16 protein-coding genes are annotated in these 18,992 nt (G+C 60.6%); 7 read left to right on the forward strand and 9 right to left on the reverse strand.

Annotated features, from left to right (window positions below; translation table 11 throughout):
* Positions 1 to 22: 22 nt before the first annotated feature.
* Positions 23 to 784, forward strand: coding sequence for a helix-turn-helix transcriptional regulator (locus P3S72_RS16645; RefSeq protein ID WP_247406470.1), 762 nt, complete (start codon positions 23 to 25; stop codon positions 782 to 784).
* Here the strand turns inward: P3S72_RS16645 and P3S72_RS16650 are convergent.
* The 3 genes from P3S72_RS16650 to P3S72_RS16660 are packed head-to-tail and all read right to left on the reverse strand — an operon-like array spanning position 759 to position 3,321.
* The gene (locus P3S72_RS16650; protein ID WP_276193167.1) at positions 759 to 1,424 is read right to left on the reverse strand and encodes a glutathione S-transferase family protein; all 666 of its coding nucleotides are present in this window, start codon (positions 1,422 to 1,424) and stop codon (positions 759 to 761) included. The two genes, P3S72_RS16645 and P3S72_RS16650, sit on opposite strands and share 26 nt — an antisense overlap.
* The gene (locus P3S72_RS16655) at positions 1,421 to 2,890 is read right to left on the reverse strand and encodes an FAD/NAD(P)-binding protein (protein ID WP_276193168.1); all 1,470 of its coding nucleotides are present in this window, start codon (positions 2,888 to 2,890) and stop codon (positions 1,421 to 1,423) included. The genes P3S72_RS16650 and P3S72_RS16655 overlap by 4 nt, the downstream gene beginning before the upstream one ends.
* The gene (locus tag P3S72_RS16660) at positions 2,887 to 3,321 is read right to left on the reverse strand and encodes a nuclear transport factor 2 family protein (protein WP_276193170.1); all 435 of its coding nucleotides are present in this window, start codon (positions 3,319 to 3,321) and stop codon (positions 2,887 to 2,889) included. Before P3S72_RS16660 ends, P3S72_RS16655 begins: the two co-directional genes overlap by 4 nt.
* 361 nt (positions 3,322 to 3,682) lie before the next feature.
* On the opposite strand from P3S72_RS16660, the gene mexE reads away from it, so the two are divergent.
* The 3 genes from mexE to P3S72_RS16675 are packed head-to-tail and all read left to right on the forward strand — an operon-like array spanning position 3,683 to position 9,531.
* Entirely contained in the window at positions 3,683 to 4,924 is a 1,242-nt protein-coding gene (gene mexE, locus P3S72_RS16665) for a multidrug efflux RND transporter periplasmic adaptor subunit MexE (RefSeq protein ID WP_276193172.1), read from the forward strand.
* A gap of 15 nt (positions 4,925 to 4,939) precedes the next feature.
* The gene (locus P3S72_RS16670) at positions 4,940 to 8,119 is read left to right on the forward strand and encodes an efflux RND transporter permease subunit (RefSeq protein WP_276193173.1); all 3,180 of its coding nucleotides are present in this window, start codon (positions 4,940 to 4,942) and stop codon (positions 8,117 to 8,119) included.
* On the forward strand, positions 8,116 to 9,531 hold the full coding sequence (locus tag P3S72_RS16675; RefSeq protein ID WP_276193174.1) for a TolC family protein: 1,416 nt from the start codon (positions 8,116 to 8,118) through the stop codon (positions 9,529 to 9,531). Before P3S72_RS16670 ends, P3S72_RS16675 begins: the two co-directional genes overlap by 4 nt.
* Positions 9,532 to 9,617: 86 nt before the next feature.
* Here P3S72_RS16675 and P3S72_RS16680 read toward each other — a convergent pair whose 3' ends face one another.
* The 3 genes from P3S72_RS16680 to P3S72_RS16690 form a co-directional block, all read right to left on the reverse strand.
* The gene (locus P3S72_RS16680; protein ID WP_276193175.1) at positions 9,618 to 10,007 is read right to left on the reverse strand and encodes a hypothetical protein; all 390 of its coding nucleotides are present in this window, start codon (positions 10,005 to 10,007) and stop codon (positions 9,618 to 9,620) included.
* Between the two features lie 170 nt (positions 10,008 to 10,177).
* On the reverse strand, positions 10,178 to 10,567 hold the full coding sequence (locus P3S72_RS16685; protein WP_276193177.1) for a hypothetical protein: 390 nt from the start codon (positions 10,565 to 10,567) through the stop codon (positions 10,178 to 10,180).
* The gene (locus tag P3S72_RS16690; protein ID WP_276193178.1) at positions 10,557 to 11,504 is read right to left on the reverse strand and encodes a hypothetical protein; all 948 of its coding nucleotides are present in this window, start codon (positions 11,502 to 11,504) and stop codon (positions 10,557 to 10,559) included. Before P3S72_RS16690 ends, P3S72_RS16685 begins: the two co-directional genes overlap by 11 nt.
* 283 nt (positions 11,505 to 11,787) lie before the next feature.
* Between P3S72_RS16690 and P3S72_RS16695 the strand changes: the two genes are divergently transcribed.
* Entirely contained in the window at positions 11,788 to 12,075 is a 288-nt protein-coding gene (locus P3S72_RS16695; RefSeq protein WP_276193179.1) for a hypothetical protein, read from the forward strand.
* A gap of 24 nt (positions 12,076 to 12,099) precedes the next feature.
* Here the strand turns inward: P3S72_RS16695 and P3S72_RS16700 are convergent, their stop codons facing one another.
* From P3S72_RS16700 to P3S72_RS16710, 3 genes are all read right to left on the reverse strand, one after another.
* A complete protein-coding gene (locus P3S72_RS16700) occupies positions 12,100 to 13,422 on the reverse strand; it encodes a nitrate/sulfonate/bicarbonate ABC transporter ATP-binding protein (RefSeq protein WP_276193180.1) in 1,323 nt (440 codons plus the stop codon).
* A gap of 15 nt (positions 13,423 to 13,437) precedes the next feature.
* Positions 13,438 to 15,180 (reverse strand): ABC transporter permease subunit, encoded by a 1,743-nt coding sequence (locus tag P3S72_RS16705; RefSeq protein ID WP_276193181.1) that lies wholly within the window; start codon positions 15,178 to 15,180, stop codon positions 13,438 to 13,440.
* A gap of 534 nt (positions 15,181 to 15,714) precedes the next feature.
* The gene (locus P3S72_RS16710; protein ID WP_276193182.1) at positions 15,715 to 16,758 is read right to left on the reverse strand and encodes an AraC family transcriptional regulator; all 1,044 of its coding nucleotides are present in this window, start codon (positions 16,756 to 16,758) and stop codon (positions 15,715 to 15,717) included.
* A gap of 167 nt (positions 16,759 to 16,925) precedes the next feature.
* Between P3S72_RS16710 and efeU the strand changes: the two genes are divergently transcribed.
* Entirely contained in the window at positions 16,926 to 17,771 is an 846-nt protein-coding gene (efeU, locus tag P3S72_RS16715) for an iron uptake transporter permease EfeU (RefSeq protein WP_276193183.1), read from the forward strand.
* Between the two features lie 10 nt (positions 17,772 to 17,781).
* Complete coding sequence (gene efeO / locus P3S72_RS16720) at positions 17,782 to 18,984, forward strand: iron uptake system protein EfeO (RefSeq protein ID WP_276193184.1); 1,203 nt, start codon at positions 17,782 to 17,784, stop codon at positions 18,982 to 18,984.
* Positions 18,985 to 18,992 lie beyond the last annotated feature (8 nt).

Genomic DNA, 18,992 nt, shown 5'->3' on the forward strand with positions numbered 1-18,992 from the left:
GCACAGCACGGAGTTCGACGGAATGACCCAGCCAAAAATCTCATCCATCGCCTACTTGATCGCCGAGCCCGTGCGCGCAGTGATCCTGATCACCCTGGCAGATGGCAGTTCAATGTCCGCCGGTGCCTTGGCCGGTGCCGCTGGCGTGACCCCGCAGACCGCCAGCTCGCACCTGGCGAAACTGCTCGACGGCGGCTTGCTCACCGTCGAGACCAAGGGCCGCAACCGCTTCTATCAATTGGCCGGTCCCGATGTGTCCCATGTGCTGGAAAGCCTGGCGGCGGTCGCGCCGCAAACCAGTTCGTGGCGCAGCCTGCCCAACCGTTCGGCTCATGAGTTGCGTTTTGCCCGGTGTTGCTACGACCACCTGGCCGGCCAGGTCGGCGTAGCGGTGACCCAAGGCATGCTGCAACAGGGTTTTATCCTTGAGCGTAACGAGCGCGAATACGTGCTCACCCGGTGCGGCATCGAGTGGCTGCAGTCACTCAACCCGCAGGCCGGCGAGCCATGCTTGCACGACCACGTCCAGGCCCGCCGTTGCCTGGATTGGACCGAACGCCAACACCACATCGCCGGGCCGCTCGGCACCCACCTGCTGGAGACTTTCTGCCAGCAGGGTTGGCTGCGTCGAACCGTCGGCTCACGTGCGGTGTATGTAACCAGCCCGGGCTGGCGTGCATTCAAGCTGCATTTAGGGATTGAGCATCTGCGTCATCTCGAAGCGCCGCTGCATGCCGTGACCCCGGCCAGGAAAACCCTTATGCCGGCACCCGTTGCGAGCTGAACAGCCGCTCGATTTCGGCGATCCGGCGCTCCTGGGCCGCCCCGCTCTGCTGCCAGGCGGCAAGCGCATTGATCCGCGCGTACCAGGCCGCCACATGGGGATATTCCAGGAACGGTGTTTGGGTGCGCGGGATATGACTCAGCGGGGCCGCCAGGTCGATGTCCGCCAGGCTCAACGCGTCGCCCACGACAAAGCGCCGGGTGCGCAAGTGCCCGTCGAGCACGGCCGTATAACGGTGGATCGCCTGCAGCGCGTCGGCCACCAGGGTCGGGTTTTCGGCGCGGCCTTTGAGGCGGTCCATGAACCGCTGCTCGATCAGCACGGTGGGCCCACGGCGAAAATGCTCGGCGGCCCAGAACATCCACTTGAGCGTTTCGTACTTGGCATTGCCTGCGGGCAGTAATGACGAACCGGCCTGTTCGGCCAGGTAAATCATGATCGCCGAGGCTTCGAACAGCACCACGTCGCCGTCGACAAAGGTCGGGATCGTGCCGTTGGGGTTGAGCGCCAGGTAAGCCGGCGTGCGGTTCTCGCCATTGAACAGGTCGAGGAACACGAATTCGACCTCAAGCCCCAGGTAAGCGGCGGTGGTCAGTACTCGCCGGGTATTGCTCGAACCTCTGTCGCCATACACTTTCATGCCACTGCCTCGGTTGCGTGGTTGTCGATGAATGAAGGGTGCTCGGCGAGCAGCATCACCACCTCGCGGGCCTGGCGCACCGATTGGTACACCGAATTGACCATCGGCGCCGCCAGGTAGGAGGCCACGCCCAGCAGCCAGATGTTTTCCGGCGCCTCGCCGCCGGGCAGGCTGACCTGCAACTGCGGCGACACATAGGGCGGCGTACACGGCGTTGTCGGTGATACCTGCAGCTCAAGGCCGTCGCGGGTGGCATGGAAAAACTGTTTATGAAAGCCGGTGGCGCACACCACCGCATCCACCGCCTCGATGTGCCCGTGGGCGTCGTGAACCTGCCATTGGCCTTGCCACTCAAGGGTTGTCGGCACGTGCGCGGCCAGTTGCAGGCGCCCTTCGTCGATCAGGCGCAGCAACGTGGTTGCGGTCTGCAAGGGCACCGCGAACAGGTAACGCCCGACCGCCTCCCAACAGTTCTGCAGCGCCGCCATGCGCACCGCCGGCGGTGCCGCGCGCAGTTTTACGTCAGCCATGTCCATGCACTGCACCAACAGGTTCTGCCAGTCCGTCGCGCCCCGTCGGGCCAAGGCGACTTCGCCGCGCAGGCGCTGGGTGGGCTCCACGCTGCGATCGACTTGTTCGCGCAGCGAGCGGCCACTGATCGCCTTGGCCGACCGCGCAACGATGCGCAGCAAGTGCCAGTACAGCTTGGGGTTTTCCAGGTCCAGGCGGGCGAATCGCGTTTCATCCAGGGCCACCGCACAACGCCTGGGGGTGGCCGTGCGCACGCCGGGCAAACGCCCGGAAGGCGACGCCATCAGCACCTGATGCCCCGCGCCGCAGAGCAGCAACACGCTGTCGACCGCCGACAGACGACTGCCCAGCACCAAGACCCGTGACGGTTTCCCCAGGCTGTCCAACCAGGCCTTGGTCGGGTATGGCGTCGAGAAAATCCCCGGCGCACCGGCATGCGGGCTGATCAGCGGCGGCACGAACGGTGCGGCATTGCCGGTGCAGACCAGCACGGCACAGGCGCGAAGGTCGCTGCCATCGTCCAGCACCAAGCGATAGTCGCTGCGCGCGACCGGCTGGATACGCCGCACCGTTGCACGCACGACCCGATGCTCAATGCCCCGGGCCTGCGCCACATCGCGGTACTCGGCGTAGCGTTGCTTGAGGTAGCCCGACACCCAGGCCCGTGGCACAAACGCGTCTTCGCCGGCGTCGATGCCCTGCGCCTGGAGGTAACGCTGAAAGTCGTGCGGGTCATCGTCCAGCACCGACATCGTCTGCACCGAGGTATTGCACAACAGCGTGGCCTCGTCGGCGTTGAAGGCAATCGAGTGCGCCAGCCCCTCGGGATCGATGATGTCGATACGCCGAGCGTTACCTGTGCGCACCAGTTGGATAAACGCCGCGACGCCGGTCACCGACCCGCCAACGATGGCAACCGTCGCACGCGGGTTCACAGCGCTCGCGCCTTCGCCAGTACCGGCGCCAGCAAGCGCACGCCATACCAGCCCCAATACACGCGGTGGCAAGTGATCAAGCCGTTTTCAATCTCCATCATTTCCATCAGGTCCACCTGCTCACCCGTCGGCGTCTTGCGCGGGTATTCCCACGTCAAGTTGCGGCCATTGATGAAGGCCTTGTCGCTGCGATACCACTCAGCCAGGTCATTGGGAAAGCGGCGCTTGCTGTCTTCCATAAACCGCTGGATCACCCCTCGGCCCACCAGCACCCCGCTGCCGTGGTCGGGGTAGATCGCCAGCACCAGCGGCGTTTCGAACACCGCCTGCTCGGCATACAACGCCGCCGTAGCCGCCAGGTCGCCGGCACAAACGGTGGCGTGCCAGGCTTCATAAATAGCCAGCAGGCCGGGATCGATGGACGAAGTCATGGCGTTTCCTCGCGTGGCAGCACAACGGCTAATAGAAACCGCAAGTGTAAGGAATTGCCACCCGGCCATGCTTCGACCTGGCCCGAAGTGTCAGGCATGCCGTGCGAGGTGCTTGAGGATTACGACCTGGGCGGTTGGCGACTGACAACACCGCGTAGGCATCGCGACGTTCCTGGCGCCTGCGCAACACACCTTTGTCATCAAGCATATTGATAGCTGCCTAATGAAACCCGCAGACTAGAGGGCTCATCCCGCGCTTATATCATTCCGAATGATAGTTATCTTTGCTTCATTCGATTCGTGACCTAGCACCTCGCCGCGCATGATCCGCCCATCTCAAATACATTGGCGGATGCACCTCATGGAACAGACACTCAAACACTTGCGCTTGCCCCTGGCGATTCTAGCCGTGGCGGTGATGAGCGCGTGCGGCAAAACCCCGGACCAAGCGGCCGCCATGCCTCCTGCAAAAATCAGCGTGGCCAAGGTGCTTGAACAACCGGTCAACGAGTGGGACGAATTCACCGGTCGCCTGGAAGCACCGGAAACCGTGCAGATCCGTCCACGGGTGTCCGGCCAGATCGATCAGGTGGCCTTCACCGAAGGCGCCCTCGTGAAGAAAGGCGACTTGCTGTTCCAGATCGACCCACGCCCGTTCCAGGCCGAGGTGCGCCGCCTCGAAGCCCAGCTTCAACAGACCAAAGCCGCCGCCAGCCGCAGCGATAACGAAGCACAACGCGGCGAACGCCTGCGCCAGAGCAATGCGATCTCCGCCGAACTGGCCGACTCGCGCACCACCGCCGCCCTGGAAGCCCGCGCCGGCGTTGCCGGCATCCAGGCGCAGTTGGACCTGGCCAAGCTGAACCTGAGCTTCACCCGTGTCACCGCGCCGATCAGCGGCCGTGCCAGCCGTGCCGAGATCACCGCCGGCAACCTGGTCACCGCCGACGTCACCGCGCTGACCAGCCTGGTCTCCACCGACAAGGTCTACGCCTACTTCGATGCCGATGAGCGCGTATACCTCAAGTACACCGAGCTCGCCCGCCAGGGTCGCCGTGGTGCGACCACCCCGGTGTACCTGGGCCTGTCGAATGAAACCGGCAACCCGCACCTGGGCCAGATGAACTTCGTCGACAACCAGGTCAACCCGGCCACCGGCACCATCCGTGGCCGTGCGGTATTCGATAACAGCAAAGGCGAATACACCCCTGGCTTGTACGCCCGCCTGAAACTGGTCGGCAGCGGCACCTACTCCGCCGTACTGATCAACGATGAAGCGGTCGGCACCGACCTGGGCAAGAAGTTCGTGCTGGTGATGGAAGGCGACAAGCCGGCCTACCGCTCGGTGGAACTGGGGCCGAAGATCGAAGGTTTGCGCATCGTGCGCAGCGGCCTGAACAAGGACGACACCATTATCGTCAAGGGCCTGCAGCGCGTGCGCCCGGGCGCGCCGGTCGCCCCGGAAACCATCCCGATGGCCAGCAAGGAAACCCTCGCCGCCTTGGCCCAACAACGACAAGCGCTTGAAGCCAGCAACCTGGAGCAAGTGGCGCCTTCAAAAACCGCGCCCAAGCTCGCAGCTGTCGCGACTCCACGCGGTTAAGGGATACGACTCAAGATGAATTTTTCCAAGTTCTTCATTTCGCGGCCGATCTTCGCAGCAGTGCTCTCGCTGTTGATCCTGATCGCCGGCGCGATCTCGCTGTTCCAACTGCCGATCAGCGAATACCCGGAAGTGGTGCCGCCGACCGTGGTGGTGCGCGCCAACTTCCCTGGCGCCAACCCCAAAGTCATCGGTGAAACCGTGGCGGCGCCGCTGGAACAGGCCATTACCGGCGTCGAGAACATGCTGTACATGTCCTCGCAGTCGACCGCCGACGGCAAACTGACCCTGACCATCACCTTCGCCCTGGGCACCGACCTGGACAACGCGCAGGTGCAGGTGCAAAACCGTGTGACGCGCACGCAGCCAAAACTGCCCGAGGAAGTGACCCGCATCGGTATCACCGTGGACAAGGCCTCCCCCGACCTGACCATGGTGGTGCATTTGACCTCCCCGGATCAGCGCTACGACATGCTCTACCTGTCCAACTACGCCTTGCTCAACATCAAGGATGAGTTGGCGCGCCTGGGCGGTGTGGGTGATGTGCAGCTATTCGGCATGGGCGACTACTCCCTGCGCGTCTGGCTGGACCCGAACAAGACCGCGTCGCGTAACCTGACCGCCACCGATGTGGTGACCGCGATTCGCGAGCAGAACCGTCAAGTGGCCGCCGGTGCGCTGGGTGCGCCGCCTGCACCGAATGCCACCAGCTTCCAGTTGTCGGTGAACACGCAGGGTCGCCTGGTCACTGAAGAAGAGTTCGAGAACATCATCATTCGCTCCGGCGATAACGGTGAAATCACGCGCCTCAAGGACATTGCGCGGGTTGAGCTGGGTTCCAGCCAATACGCCCTGCGTTCGTTGCTCAACAACCAGCCGGCCGTGGCGATCCCGATCTTCCAGCGCCCGGGTTCCAACGCGATCCAGATCTCCAACGAAGTGCGCGACAAGATGGCGGAGCTGAAGAAGAACTTCCCCGAAGGCATGGACTTCAGCATCGTCTACGACCCGACCATCTTCGTGCGCGGCTCCATCGAAGCGGTGGTGCATACCCTGTTCGAAGCGCTGATCCTCGTGGTGCTGGTGGTGATCCTGTTCCTGCAGACCTGGCGCGCCTCGATCATTCCGTTGGTGGCAGTGCCGGTCTCGCTGATCGGTACGTTTGCGGTGATGCACCTGTTCGGCTTCTCGCTCAACGCGCTGTCATTGTTCGGCCTGGTACTCGCCATCGGCATCGTGGTGGATGACGCCATCGTGGTGGTGGAGAACGTCGAGCGCAACATCGAGCTGGGCCTGGCGCCGTTCCAGGCGACTGAAAAGGCCATGAGCGAAGTGACCGGGCCGATCATCGCCACGGCCTTGGTGCTGTGTGCGGTGTTCATTCCGGCGGCCTTTATCAGCGGCTTGACCGGGCAGTTCTACAAGCAGTTCGCCTTGACCATTGCGATTTCGACGGTGATTTCGGCCTTCAACTCGCTGACCTTGTCGCCTGCCCTGGCCGCCGTGTTGCTGCGCAGCCATGACGCGCCGAAGGATCGCTTCTCCAAGGTGCTCGACAAGCTGTTGGGGGGCTGGTTGTTCCGGCCGTTCAACCGCTTCTTCGAGAAAGCCAGCCATGGCTACGTCGGCACCGTGCGCCGGGTGATTCGCGGCAGCGGCATCGCGCTGTTCCTGTACGCCGGCCTGATGGTGCTGACGTGGTTCGGTTTTGCCCACACCCCGACCGGTTTCGTCCCGGCCCAGGACAAGCAATACCTGGTGGCTTTCGCCCAATTGCCGGACGCCGCGAGCCTGGATCGCACCGAAGACGTGATCAAGCGCATGTCCGACATCGCCCTGAAACAGCCGGGCGTGGAAAGCGCCGTGGCCTTCCCGGGCCTGTCGATCAATGGGTTCACCAACAGCCCGAACAGCGGCATCGTGTTCGTGACCCTCAAACCGTTCGACGAGCGTAAAGACCCGAGCATGTCCGCCGGTGCGATTGCCGGTGCGCTGAACGGCAAGTACAGCGACATCCAGGAAGCCTACATGGCGATCTTCCCACCGCCGCCGGTACAGGGCCTGGGCACCATCGGCGGGTTCCGCCTGCAGATCGAAGACCGTGGCAACCTGGGTTACGAAGAACTGTACAAAGAAGTGCAGAACATCATCACCAAGAGCCGCACCACGCCGGAACTGTTCGGCCTGTTCACCAGCTACACGGTCAACGTGCCCCAGGTCGATGCCGCCATCGACCGCGAAAAGGCCAAGACCCACGGCGTGGCGATCAGCGACATTTTCGACACGCTGCAGATCTACCTGGGCTCGTTGTATGCCAACGACTTCAACCGCTTCGGTCGCACCTACCAGGTCAACGTGCAGGCTGAGCAGCAGTTCCGCCAGGATGAAGACCAGATCGGCCAGTTGAAAGTGCGCAACAACAAAGGCGAGATGATCCCGCTGGCGACCTTCATCAAGGTCAGCGACACCTCGGGCCCGGACCGCGTGATGCACTACAACGGCTTCATCACCGCAGAAATCAACGGCAACGCCGCGCCGGGCTACAGCTCCGGCCAGGCCCAGATTGCAATTGAAAAACTGCTGAAAGATGAACTGCCCAACGGCATGACCTACGAGTGGACCGACCTGACGTATCAGCAAATCCTCTCGGGCAATACCGCGCTGTTCGTGTTCCCGCTCTGCGTGTTGCTGGCGTTCCTGGTACTGGCCGCCCAATACGAAAGCTGGAGCCTGCCGTTGGCGGTGATCCTGATCGTACCGATGACGCTGCTGTCGGCCATCACCGGGGTGATCATTTCGGGTGGCGACAACAACATCTTCACCCAGATCGGCCTGATCGTGCTGGTGGGCCTGGCCTGTAAGAACGCGATTCTGATCGTCGAGTTCGCCAAGGATAAACAGCAGGAAGGCCTCGACCCGCTCGCCGCGGTGCTGGAAGCCTGCCGTCTGCGGCTGCGGCCGATCCTGATGACCTCGTTCGCGTTCATCATGGGTGTGGTGCCCCTGGTGCTGTCCAGCGGTGCCGGTGCCGAGATGCGCCATGCCATGGGCGTGGCGGTGTTCTCCGGGATGATCGGGGTGACCTTCTTCGGTCTGTTGCTGACGCCGGTGTTCTACGTACTGATCCGTCGCCATGTCGAGCGCAGCGAAGCGCGCAAAGCGGCCAAGGCCTTGAAGCTGGAGACACAGCAATGAGTGTGAAAGTCTTTCTGCCGAGCTTGCTGGTCCTGGCGCTGAGCGCCTGTGCCGTAGGCCCGGACTACACAACCCAGACCCCGGAGGCCGCCAATATCACGGCCGCCGCCGATGCCAAACGGTACGACCATGGCAAATTCGAAGGCATCTGGTGGCAGCAGTTCGACGACCCGACCCTCAACCAGTTGGTGACCCAGGCGCTGAGCGGTAACCGCGACCTGCGCGTGGCGTTTGCCCGCCTGCGGTCGGCACGCGCGATCCGCGATGACGCCAGCAATGATGCGATGCCAACCATCACCAGCCGCGTCAGCAGTGACGTGGGGAAGGGGCAAATCCCCGGCCAGACCACCCAGCGCGTCAACAGCGAGCGTTATGACCTGGGCCTGGACATGGCCTGGGAGCTCGACCTGTTCGGCCGCATCCAGCGCAACCTGGAAGCCAGCGACGCCGACCAGCAGGCCGCCGAAGCCGACCTGTACCAACTGCAGGTCACGATGATTGCCGAACTGGTGGACGCCTACGGTCAACTGCGCGGCGCGCAACTGCGTGAGCGCATCGCCCTGGACAACCTGAAGAACCAGCAGGAGTCGCGCACCATCACCGTCAGCCTGCGTGATGCCGGCGTGGGTGACCAACTCGACGTGGAACGTGCCGACGCCCGCCTCGCAGCGGTGGAAGCCAGCGTGCCGCAACTGCAAGCCGAACAAGTGCGCGAGCGTAACCGCATCGCCACCCTCCTCGGCCAGCGCCCCGACAAGCTGAGCGTGGACCTGAGCCCGAAAGACTTGCCGGCGATTGCCAAGGCCTTGCCGATAGGCGATCCGGGGCAACTGCTGCAACGGCGCCCGGACATTCTGAGTGCCGAACGCAAACTGGCATCCGCGACCGCACGCATCGGCGTGGCCAAGGCCGACCTGTTCCCCCGGGTCAGCCTTAGCGGCTTTCTCGGCTTCACCGCCGGGCGCGGTTCGCAGATCGGCTCATCGGCAGCGAATGCCTGGGCCCTTGGCCCGAGCATCACCTGGGCCGCGTTTGACCTGGGCAGCGTGCGTGCGCGCTTGCGCGGCGCCGATGCCGAGGCCGATGGCGCCTTGGCCAACTACGAGCAGCAAGTGCTGCTGGCGCTGGAAGAATCCGAGAACGCCTTCAGCGACTACGGCAAGCGTCAGCAGCGCCTGGTTGCGCTGATCCGCCAAAGCGAATCCAGCCGCGCCGCCGCCGACCTCGCCGCGATCCGCTACCGCGAAGGCACCGTGGACTTCCTCGTGCTGCTCGACGCACAACGCGAACGCCTGGCCGCCGAAGACTCCCAGGCCCAGGCCGAAGTGGACCTGTATCGCGGGATTGTGGCGATCTACAAGGCGTTGGGGGGCGGCTGGCAGCCGGACACCGTCGTCGCTACCGCCAAGTGATGTAAAGAGCTCCTTTGGTTGGTCGCATCCAGCCAATTTTTAGCCCCGTGGTCCGTTTGGTCGCGGGGCTTTTTTTTATGTCGCAGTTACTGATGTAGCCACTTATACAAGATGTCAGCGGTGGCGCTCATTAGAAAAAGCACTCCAACAAGCAGGGTTCCCTGAAGCAATCGCTTGAGGTTACGAGGAAAGGCTTGCACCTGCTGCCAATCCACTGCACCTCGTTTTACATTCCACCTTGGTAGAACAACCGCTGCGGCGACGGCAGATAGTCGAATCATTCTTCCTCGAATCGAATTGCCCCAAACACGTTGATTGGGTGTGATAAGACTGCATTTGTTTAGAAGATCTTCCATTTCGTCGAGTCTTCGATAAGCCAGGTATATCAAAACCACAAAGGCGATGAAGACCCAAAAAAACAAAGCCAAATCAAACCAGAGTTTCAACGGACGATAAATAAAATAATCAATACTCATATGGTTTCTCTCCTACTTACTCACCGAGCTAACTCCCATAACTGCCCCCTACAGCGCCTGCGGTTCCCCCCGTCAGCGCCAAATAATGTAAAGAGTTCTTTTGGTTGGTCGCACCCAGCCAATGGTTAGCCCCGTGGTCCGTTTGATCACGGGGCTTTTTTTGTCACCGATCAGCGTGTTAGCCATTTATACAATGTGTCGGATATGGCAACCGTTATAAAAATCAAGCCTCCAATGGTCATCCCCTGAAGTACGCGCTTGAGGCCGCGAGGAAAATCCTGAACTTGCTGCCGATCCACGGTACCGCGCTTTATGTTCCACCACGGCATGGCAACCGCTGAGATGACGGCACACAGTCGAATCATTCTTCCTCGTATCGAATCGCCCCAGAACCGTTTGTTAGAAGTGACAAGGCTGCATTTATTTAAACGGTCCTCCATTTCATCCAATCGTCGATACATCAGAAAAATGCCTACTACGTCGAAAACAAGAGCAATAAACATGATGCTCGCATCAAACCAGATCTTCTGAGGATGATTGAATAAGTGGTCAATATTCATAAATTTTCTCTCCTACATACTCGCCGAACGCACCCCCAAATCTGCCCCCAACCGCGCCCAAGGTCCCACCTGCGATTAACAGGCAACTCAATGATGCCGGCCCAGTTGTAGGGAGTAGTACGGTGAAGCATAAAGCTGTCGCCATAGACCCACCTGCCATCCCCCCCAGAACCCCTCCTCCTAGCTTGCTCACTTCCACATACTTCGCCTTCCTGCACTGCTCCTCCCTCCCCGTGGAACAGGCTTCCTTGATCTCCAGCCCAGTGGACGCAGCGCTCAACGCAATACCCAACGGCGTCCCAGCCTTGAGCACTTTCGCCACCCTGGAAATCCGCGCAATCCTCTCGGCATATCGACTGATCTCCCCGGTGTGCAGATAACTCTTGGTGGAAATACCGAGCATTTTCTTGATCGAACCTTCATTACGCAAACCCGTGCCATAACGGGCGAACCCGCGCATCTGTGCTTCCAGTTTTTTGAACAGCGTTTGGCGACGCGCCAAAAACTCATCCCGCGCTGCGCCACCGCCTCGGCGCAACGCCTGTTTATGCAGGGCATCGATTTCTTCCAGGGTTTTGACGATCGCCTTCAAGTGGCGGTTCCAAGCATCCCCCGCCGTGCCGATACCGAGCGACGCGTAGCCCAGCAGTTTCTGCAGCAAGTCGTAGTTTTGCAAGGCAAAGGCATCTCCCCCTTCGGCCATCACGCTGTGGCGGATACGCCAGGCGGATTGCATCAGCAGATGCTCTTCCGGCTTGCACAACGCCGTGGAGTCATCACCGATGATGACCAACTGCTCCGGCAGCACCACGACGTTTCGGATATGCGTATTGAGCCTCTCGAACTTGGCTTCGGCGTGCTGGCTCAAGCGCAATCTTGCCTTGAGTTCAACGGAGGTTTGTTGCCAATCATTGATGAACGCGTAAGGCTGAGACATTAAAAACCTCTCAGCAGCAGTGGGCGAAGGGAGCCGGTTGATGTGGGCGTATTGCTTGCCATACGTGCATTCCTGATTGAATGAAGATGGCGTCGTAATCTAATTAATGGCTCAAGCGCTGTCGCGGATTTACCCGATGAATTCGCGTGTCGTAGATCAATTTGGGAAATGGACTACTCATCGCTTACCAATCGCCATCAGACACTTCCTAAGAGCCATCCCAACTAACGTATTTCATTCAATATTGGGCTGGGTCTTTTGGGCTTGAATTGCGAGGCATTCGATGCTTTATGAACTCACGACACTCAGTTGTCCGCCGCTCACAGAAGGAGAGCCTGGTCAATTACCCGGTGTCTGGCGCTGCGAGATTGGCGATCTTTTCCAAGTCAAACGCCTGCGCGGGTTTGAAACTGCGCAGGCGCTTGAAGACGAACGTCGCCGAGTAGAGCGTGGGCGGCTAAGAGCGCGTTATTACGCTGAAGGTCTTTGGCCGCCGAAAGATGCACCTGCACAAATTGCCAGGGCGAAAACCATGATCTGTCTACCAGAGCCTTACTCCGCCCTGCGCTGAACCGCTGCAATGGCGAAAGAAGGGCTACACGCTGCCTTCAACATCGTCCAGGCTGAACGTCTCGGTGTGGTCGTCATATGAGAAAATTTCAGCGTATCGACCCCAAGTGATCACGCTCTCCAATGTTTTCTCCACAAACGCCTCGGTGAGTGAGTCTTCCAGTTCTTGCTCGAAGCGCACCCGTGGCGCGCGGTGCCCGTTTCGTTCCTGCAGTACCTGGCGAATGCGTGCGGCCAGCGGCACGTGCTTGATCAGGTGCTCGGCAAAGATGGTTTTGCGCTCCTGGGTGCCATACTCGGCGAATAACTTGCCGGCCTCAGTCAGGGTAATGTCGGCGCCCTTGAGTTCAGCGAATCCCAGGTGTTCCAGCATCTCAGCTATCGGGAACAGGTCGTCCACTTCCAGTAGGCGCCGTTCAGCGACGTCTGGCAGACCGGCATGCCCGTTATAGGGTTCGGCAGCGAGGGTTTCGATCAGGCCGGCCATGACGTTGGTGGAGACTTCCGGCAGCGGACTGCCCATCTTCAGCTCGCCTTTGCCGGTACTGGCGTCAGCGCTGCGCCGGTCGGTCATCAACGCATAGATGTCATCGACCATTTGGCGAAAGGTCGGATCCAGTCGGTTGCGCGGATGGGCGAATGGCACCTTGATTTCCGCCACAACGCGCCCTGGGTTGGTCGACAACACCAGAATGCGGTCGCACATCAAAACGGCTTCTTCGATGTTGTGCGTCACGATCAGGATGGACTTGATCGGCAGATGCTCGTCGTTCCACAGATCCAATAGGTCGGTTCGCAGGGTTTCGGCGGTTAATACATCCAGCGCCGAGAAGGGTTCGTCCATCAATAACAATGTGGGGTTAACCACCAAGGCGCGGGCAAAGCCAACGCGTTGCCGCATCCCGCCCGACAGTTCACGGGGATAGGCGTTTTCGAATCCATCGAGGCCGATCAGGTCGATCGCGGCCAGCGCGCGCTTGCGTGCCTCTTTGCGTTCGACCTGTAACGCCTGAAGGCCCGCTTCTACGTTTTCGAGGACGGTCAGCCAAGGAAACAGTGCAAAGGTCTGAAAGACCATGGCCACGCCTTCGGCCGGCCCCGTCAACAATGAGCCGTTGTACCTGACCTCGCCCGCTGAAGGTTGGATCAGGCCGGCAATGATGCGCAGCAACGTTGATTTGCCCGATCCGGAGCGACCCAGCATGCCCACGATTTCGCCTTCGCGCAGCGTCAGGTCAACATTGCTGAGTACTTGCAACTCTTCTTTGCCCTTGCCGAACGCCCGGCTCACGTTATTGAGCGAGTAGATTTCGGGCGATGCATTGGTGTGTTCGGTATAGATATTCATGAATATCGAATCCCGTTAATTCAGACGGAGTTTGTTTTCAGCAATGGCGTACATCGGTCGCCATACCGCGCGATTGAAGGCCACGACAAAGAGCGACATAACCACCACACCCAGCGTGATTTTCGGGAAGTCCCCTGCCGCCGTGTTCTGGGCGATGTACGCACCCAAACCGTGGGCGACGACCTTGTCTTGTCCCCATGAAACAAATTCGGAAACGATACTGGCGTTCCACGCTCCGCCAGAGGCGGTAATCGCCCCGGTCACGTAATACGGGAAGATCCCTGGCAGCATGACCTTGCGCCACCACAGCCAGCCGCGAATGCGGAAGTTGGCGGCAACTTCCCTGAAATCGTTCGGGAACGCGCTGGCGCCGGCAATCACGTTGAACAGGATGTACCACTGCGTCCCCAGCACGATCAGCGGGCTCAGCCACACATCCGGGTTCAACTGGTAACGCAGAATTACGATCACAAACACAGGGAACAGCAAGTTCGCCGGAAACGCAGCCAGGAACTGGGCCAGCGGCTGGATTTTTTCCGCAAGGTGCGGCCGCAAACCGATCAGCACGCCAAGCGGCACCCAAATCAGTGAGGCGACCACGATCAGCACCACCACGCGTGCCAGGGTAATCAAGCCCAAGCTGAGCACATGGACGACCTCATCGAACGTCACTTCGCTGCTCATATAGAGGGCGATGTGGTACAGCGCGTACAGGGTCAGCACGGCGATCGCCGAGCCCCACAGCCAATCGATGATCCGGGACGTGGCGGGGCTCGATTGCATTACGGTGCGCGTTGAGCGCGGCAGACTGAAGCGACGGTTGCCGATGCGCCCGACGATCCGGGTAATGGGCCGCAAGATGCGCTGGACCAGCCGGGTGCGCTGGATCAACTTCAGCACCCATGACTCCGGTGAGCCCGCCTGAGACGCGGTGTTTTCCATGCGGAACTTGTCGGCCCAGGCCACCAATGGCCGGAACATGAACTGGTCATAAATCAGGATCACCGCGATCATCGCCAGAATCACGTAGCCCACGGCATGCAGGTCCTGCTGCTGGATGGCGATCGCCAGGTACGAACCCACACCGGGCAGCATCACGGTCTTGTCCCCAACCGTGATGGCTTCGGACGCCACAACGAAGAACCAACCGCCGGACATGCTCATCATCATGTTCCAGACCAGCCCCGGAATGGCGAACGGCACGTCGAGCTTCCAGAACTTTTGCCAGCCGGACAGTTGCAGGTTGCTGGACACTTCTTCCAGGTCACGAGGCAACATGCGCAGTGACTGGTAGAAACTAAACGTCATGTTCCAGGCCTGACTGGTGAAGATCGCAAAAATGGCCGCGAATTCAGCGCCGAGCACTCGCCCTGGAAACAGCAGCAGGAAGAACGTCACGGTGAACGAGATATAGCCCAGCACGGGCACCGATTGCAGGATGTCCAGTACGGGCACCAGCAGCTTCTCTGCTCGCCGGCTTTTGGCCGCCAGCGTTCCATAAAGTAGGGTGAACACCAGGGACGCCGCCATCGCGGCGAGCATGCGCAGCGTGGTGCGCATCGCATATTCGGGCAGGTTGGCCGGGTCGAGTGAGATGACTTCACTCTGCAAAGAGGAGATAGGCGCCCAGGTTTCCCGTGCGCCTATCGAGAAAAACAGCAAGAAGCCGATCACCATCGGCAGTGCAACCAGATCCCAGCGGTTGGGCAGCAACCGCAGCGTCGTAGCCGGGATGTAGTGACGGAATACCTTATTCATGTTCAGTGATTCCTACAGCGTTCTGAGGGGAACTCATGACCACAGGCCAACGCATTTTTGAGCGCCAGCGCCTAGGCTGCCAGGCAGGCAGTCAAATCAACCTTCTTGAGGATGGGCAAAACGACGGAGTGAGGTCACACAAACAAATGCTAAAGGCAGAAGCAGAAGCGCACCGCTTACTCAGTAAGGCAGATTACGGAGTAAACACCGTGCACCGGCTATATTACGTTTGGCTTTTCTATGCGTGACCCACCGAGAATAGGCAGGATCCATGGCAGGACGCTCCTTGGGCGGGTGGAAATTCGTATTCGGGCTGGCAGCGTTAAAACGCCATCATTCCATTAGCATGCGTGTTGAAGTTGCAATCGACTCAGAGGCCAATGCAGCGCTTTTTCGCGGGCCAATTATACGTATCAAAATGTTACAAATTCATAAAAATTATGTAATTTATTGAGAATTATTGAGCTGTCGTGGACAGGTGCGGGGCATGCTTGATGTTTGGAAAAAAAGCTCCGCTGCGAATTCCAACCCCTGTCAGACGCTTTTCGATGAGGATGCTTCTTGGTTGTCGTCATTGAGAATCAGGCTACGGTAATGCCCCGGATTCGACCCCGCCCATTTGCGAAATGCCTTGTAGAACGAACTGGCATCGGCGAATCCCAGTCGCGTCGCGATTTCAGCAAAGCTGATCTGCGGCTCGGCCAGCCAGACGATGGCCAACTCCTTACGCACGCTGTCCTTGAGCCCCTGATACGTTTGCCCCTCTTCCGCCAAGCGGCGGCGCAGGGTCGAGGCGGAGATCCACAGGCTGGCGGCCAGGCCGTCGGTTTCCGGCCAGGTGTCGGGCGGCATCTGGCGCAGGTCGTGCTTGATGCGGGTGGCCAGGCTGTCGGGGTCGCGGTATTTGACCAGGATGTTGGCCGGCGCGTGGCCAAGGAAACGCTTGAGTTCTTCGGCACTGCGCTTGATCGGCAGATCGAGGCAATCGGCGGAGAAAATCATGCGGGTGCGCGGCCGGTCAAAACGCAGGTTGTCGGAGAACATCACCCGGTAATCGTCACAAAAATCCGGCTGTGGGCAGCGCAGTTCGATGGCCAGGATCGGTATACGCCGTCCCGCCAGCCAACAGGCGACGCCGTGGACGATCATCCAATACGTGAAATAGCTGAACGCTCGGCGCGGATCGGGCTCGGTTTCGAGCATCACGATTTCCGCCAGGCTTTGCTGGCGCACCAGTTGGGCAGGCAAATGCTCGAACATCAATGACAGGAACGCCAAGCCGGTTTCCAGCCCGGCCGCCACCGTCGGTTGGGCCATGGCCACCCGACACAGAAACGCCAGGCTGCCAGACTTGAGCGGGCGCGGGTCCATGCCAAAAAACTCATCGTCCAACCGCCGCGCCAGCAACCGCCACAGCCGCGCGTAGGTCGTGGCCGAGACACGTGCGCCGGGCTGCAGCAGCAGCTCGGGAGCAATGCCCACCTTGCTCAACGCCTCAATGGTCGCCGCCCCCGGCGCGCAGCTCTGCAACAGCGCTTCGCGCACCAGATGGATGGAGATGGTGTCTTTTTCCGACATGGGTGTGGGGCAATCCAACGGCACAAAAGGTGGCGTGCATCATAAGGGCGCTTGAGCTTTGCCACCACCGTTCAGCCGTCGTTCAGCAAAGGCTAACGTTTCTTGTTTAGCAATGAGTATCATTATGTTACAAATTCGCTTCCTGTCTAGTGACCCTTCGGTGCCGAATGCTTGTTCCCTTTCTCATTATGTTGCGCGAAGGCATTGAAGCCGCATTGATCGTTGGCATCATCGCCAGTTACCTGCAACAAACCGGCCGCGGCCAGTGGATGCCCGCCGTGTGGATCGGTGTCTTCCTTGCCGCCGCCCTGGCCCTGCTGGTCGGCGGCGGCCTGGAACTGATGAGCGCCGAATTCCCGCAAAAACAGCAGGAATTGTTCGAAGGCGTGGTCGGCCTGGTCGCCGTGGGCATTCTCAGTTCCATGGTGTTCTGGATGCGCAAGGTCGCGCGGTCAATCAAGCATTCACTGCACGAATCCCTCGACCATGCCCTGGCCGGCTCGCGGCATCAGGTCGCCGCACTGATCCTGATGGTGTTTTTCGCCGTGGCCCGCGAAGGCCTGGAAACCGTGTTCTTCCTGTTGGCGGTGTTCCAGCAGAGTGAAGGCCCCGGCGCCCCGCTGGGTGCCCTGCTCGGCCTGGTGCTGGCGATCATCGTCGGGTTCCTGATCTACAGCGGCAGCATGCGCCTGAACCTCAGCGCGTTTTTCCGCTGGACCGGCCTGTTCATCCTGGTGGTGGCCGCCGGCATCCTCGCCAATTCAGTGCAGGCCCTGCACGAAGCCGGCGTGTGGAACCACCTGCAAACCGTGCTGTTCGATGTCAGCGCCACGTTGCCGATGGACGGCCCGGTAGGTTCGGTGCTGGCCGGGATGTTCGGCTATCAGGACGCGCCGACCGTCAGTGCCCTGGGTGCCTACCTGATCTACCTGGTGGTGGCCCTGGTGATGTTCTTCCTGCCCGCAGCGCCCGCCAAGCCGGTCGCCGCGCCCTCTTCCGTTCCCCACCAGTAAGGACCGTCTCTTGTCCAACCCAACTCCTCAACCGGCCTCGCCGCCCCGCGCCTTACGTTGGGCGGTGGCCGGCTCGGTGGTCGTGATGATCGCCGCCGGTGGCCTGTTCTACTACGCCTCGCAAATGGCCGCAGCCAAGCGCCAGACCCATCACGATGAAATCGTTGTGACCATTCATGGCCACGCCTGCGAACCCAACGCGCTGACCGTTCCCGCCGGGCGCGCGAGCTTTCGCATCATCAACCGCTCCGACCGCGCGGTGGAATGGGAAATCCTCGACGGCGTGCTGGTGCTCGAAGAACGCGAAAACATCGCGCCGGGCCTGAGCCAGGTGATCAATGCCAAGCTGTTGCCCGGCGACTATGCAATCACCTGCGGCCTGTTAAGCAACCCGCGCGGCACCCTGCATGTGACGCCCACGGCTGAATCCGACGCCCAAGCCAAGGCCAAGCCGTCGATGGTGGCGTTTATCGGTCCGTTGTCGGAATTTCGTGTGTACCTGAGCACCCAGGCCAGCGCACTGATCAAGGCCGTGACCGCCTTGCAACAAGCGATCGACGCCGGTGACCTGACCCAGGCCCAGGCGCTGTACGTGCCGGCCCGCGAGGCTTATCAGCGTCTCGCCGCAGCGTCGCAACGCCTGGCGGAACTGGATAACGCGATCAACGCCCGCGCCGATTATTTCGAAAAGCGTGAGCAGGACCCAGCCTTCAGCGGCTTCCACCGCCTCGAATACAGCCTGTTCCAGCAACGCAGCCTCGAGGGCCTGGCCCCACTGGCGCAGCGCCTGGTGAACGACGTCAGCAGCCTCAAGCAACAGTTGCTGGCGCAGTCGCTGCCACCGGAGCAACTGGTGAGCATCGTGGTGCGCAACCTCAACAGCCTGGCCGATGTGCGCGCCACCAGTGGTGAAGAAGAACGCTACAGCCATATCGACCTGAACGGTTTCGCCGCCAACCTGGACGCGGCGCGCAAGGTCGTGGACCTGATGCGTCCGCTGCTGAGCAAGTCCGCCGCCGACCTGCTGCCGAACATCGATACGGCCCTTGCAGCGTTCGAGACGCAGCTCAATGGTTTGAAAGTCGACGGCCAATTCATCCGCTACGACAGTGTTACCGCCGATCAGCGCAAGCAGATCGCCGACAAGGCCAAGGCACTGGCCGCCGCACTCGATGGAATCGACCCCGCCCTTGGCCTCTCCGGCCTGCAGTAAAGACGAGC

Origin of the sequence: Pseudomonas sp. D3 (assembly GCF_029320995.1) — a bacterium.
Classification (GTDB): domain Bacteria; phylum Pseudomonadota; class Gammaproteobacteria; order Pseudomonadales; family Pseudomonadaceae; genus Aquipseudomonas; species Aquipseudomonas paraveronii.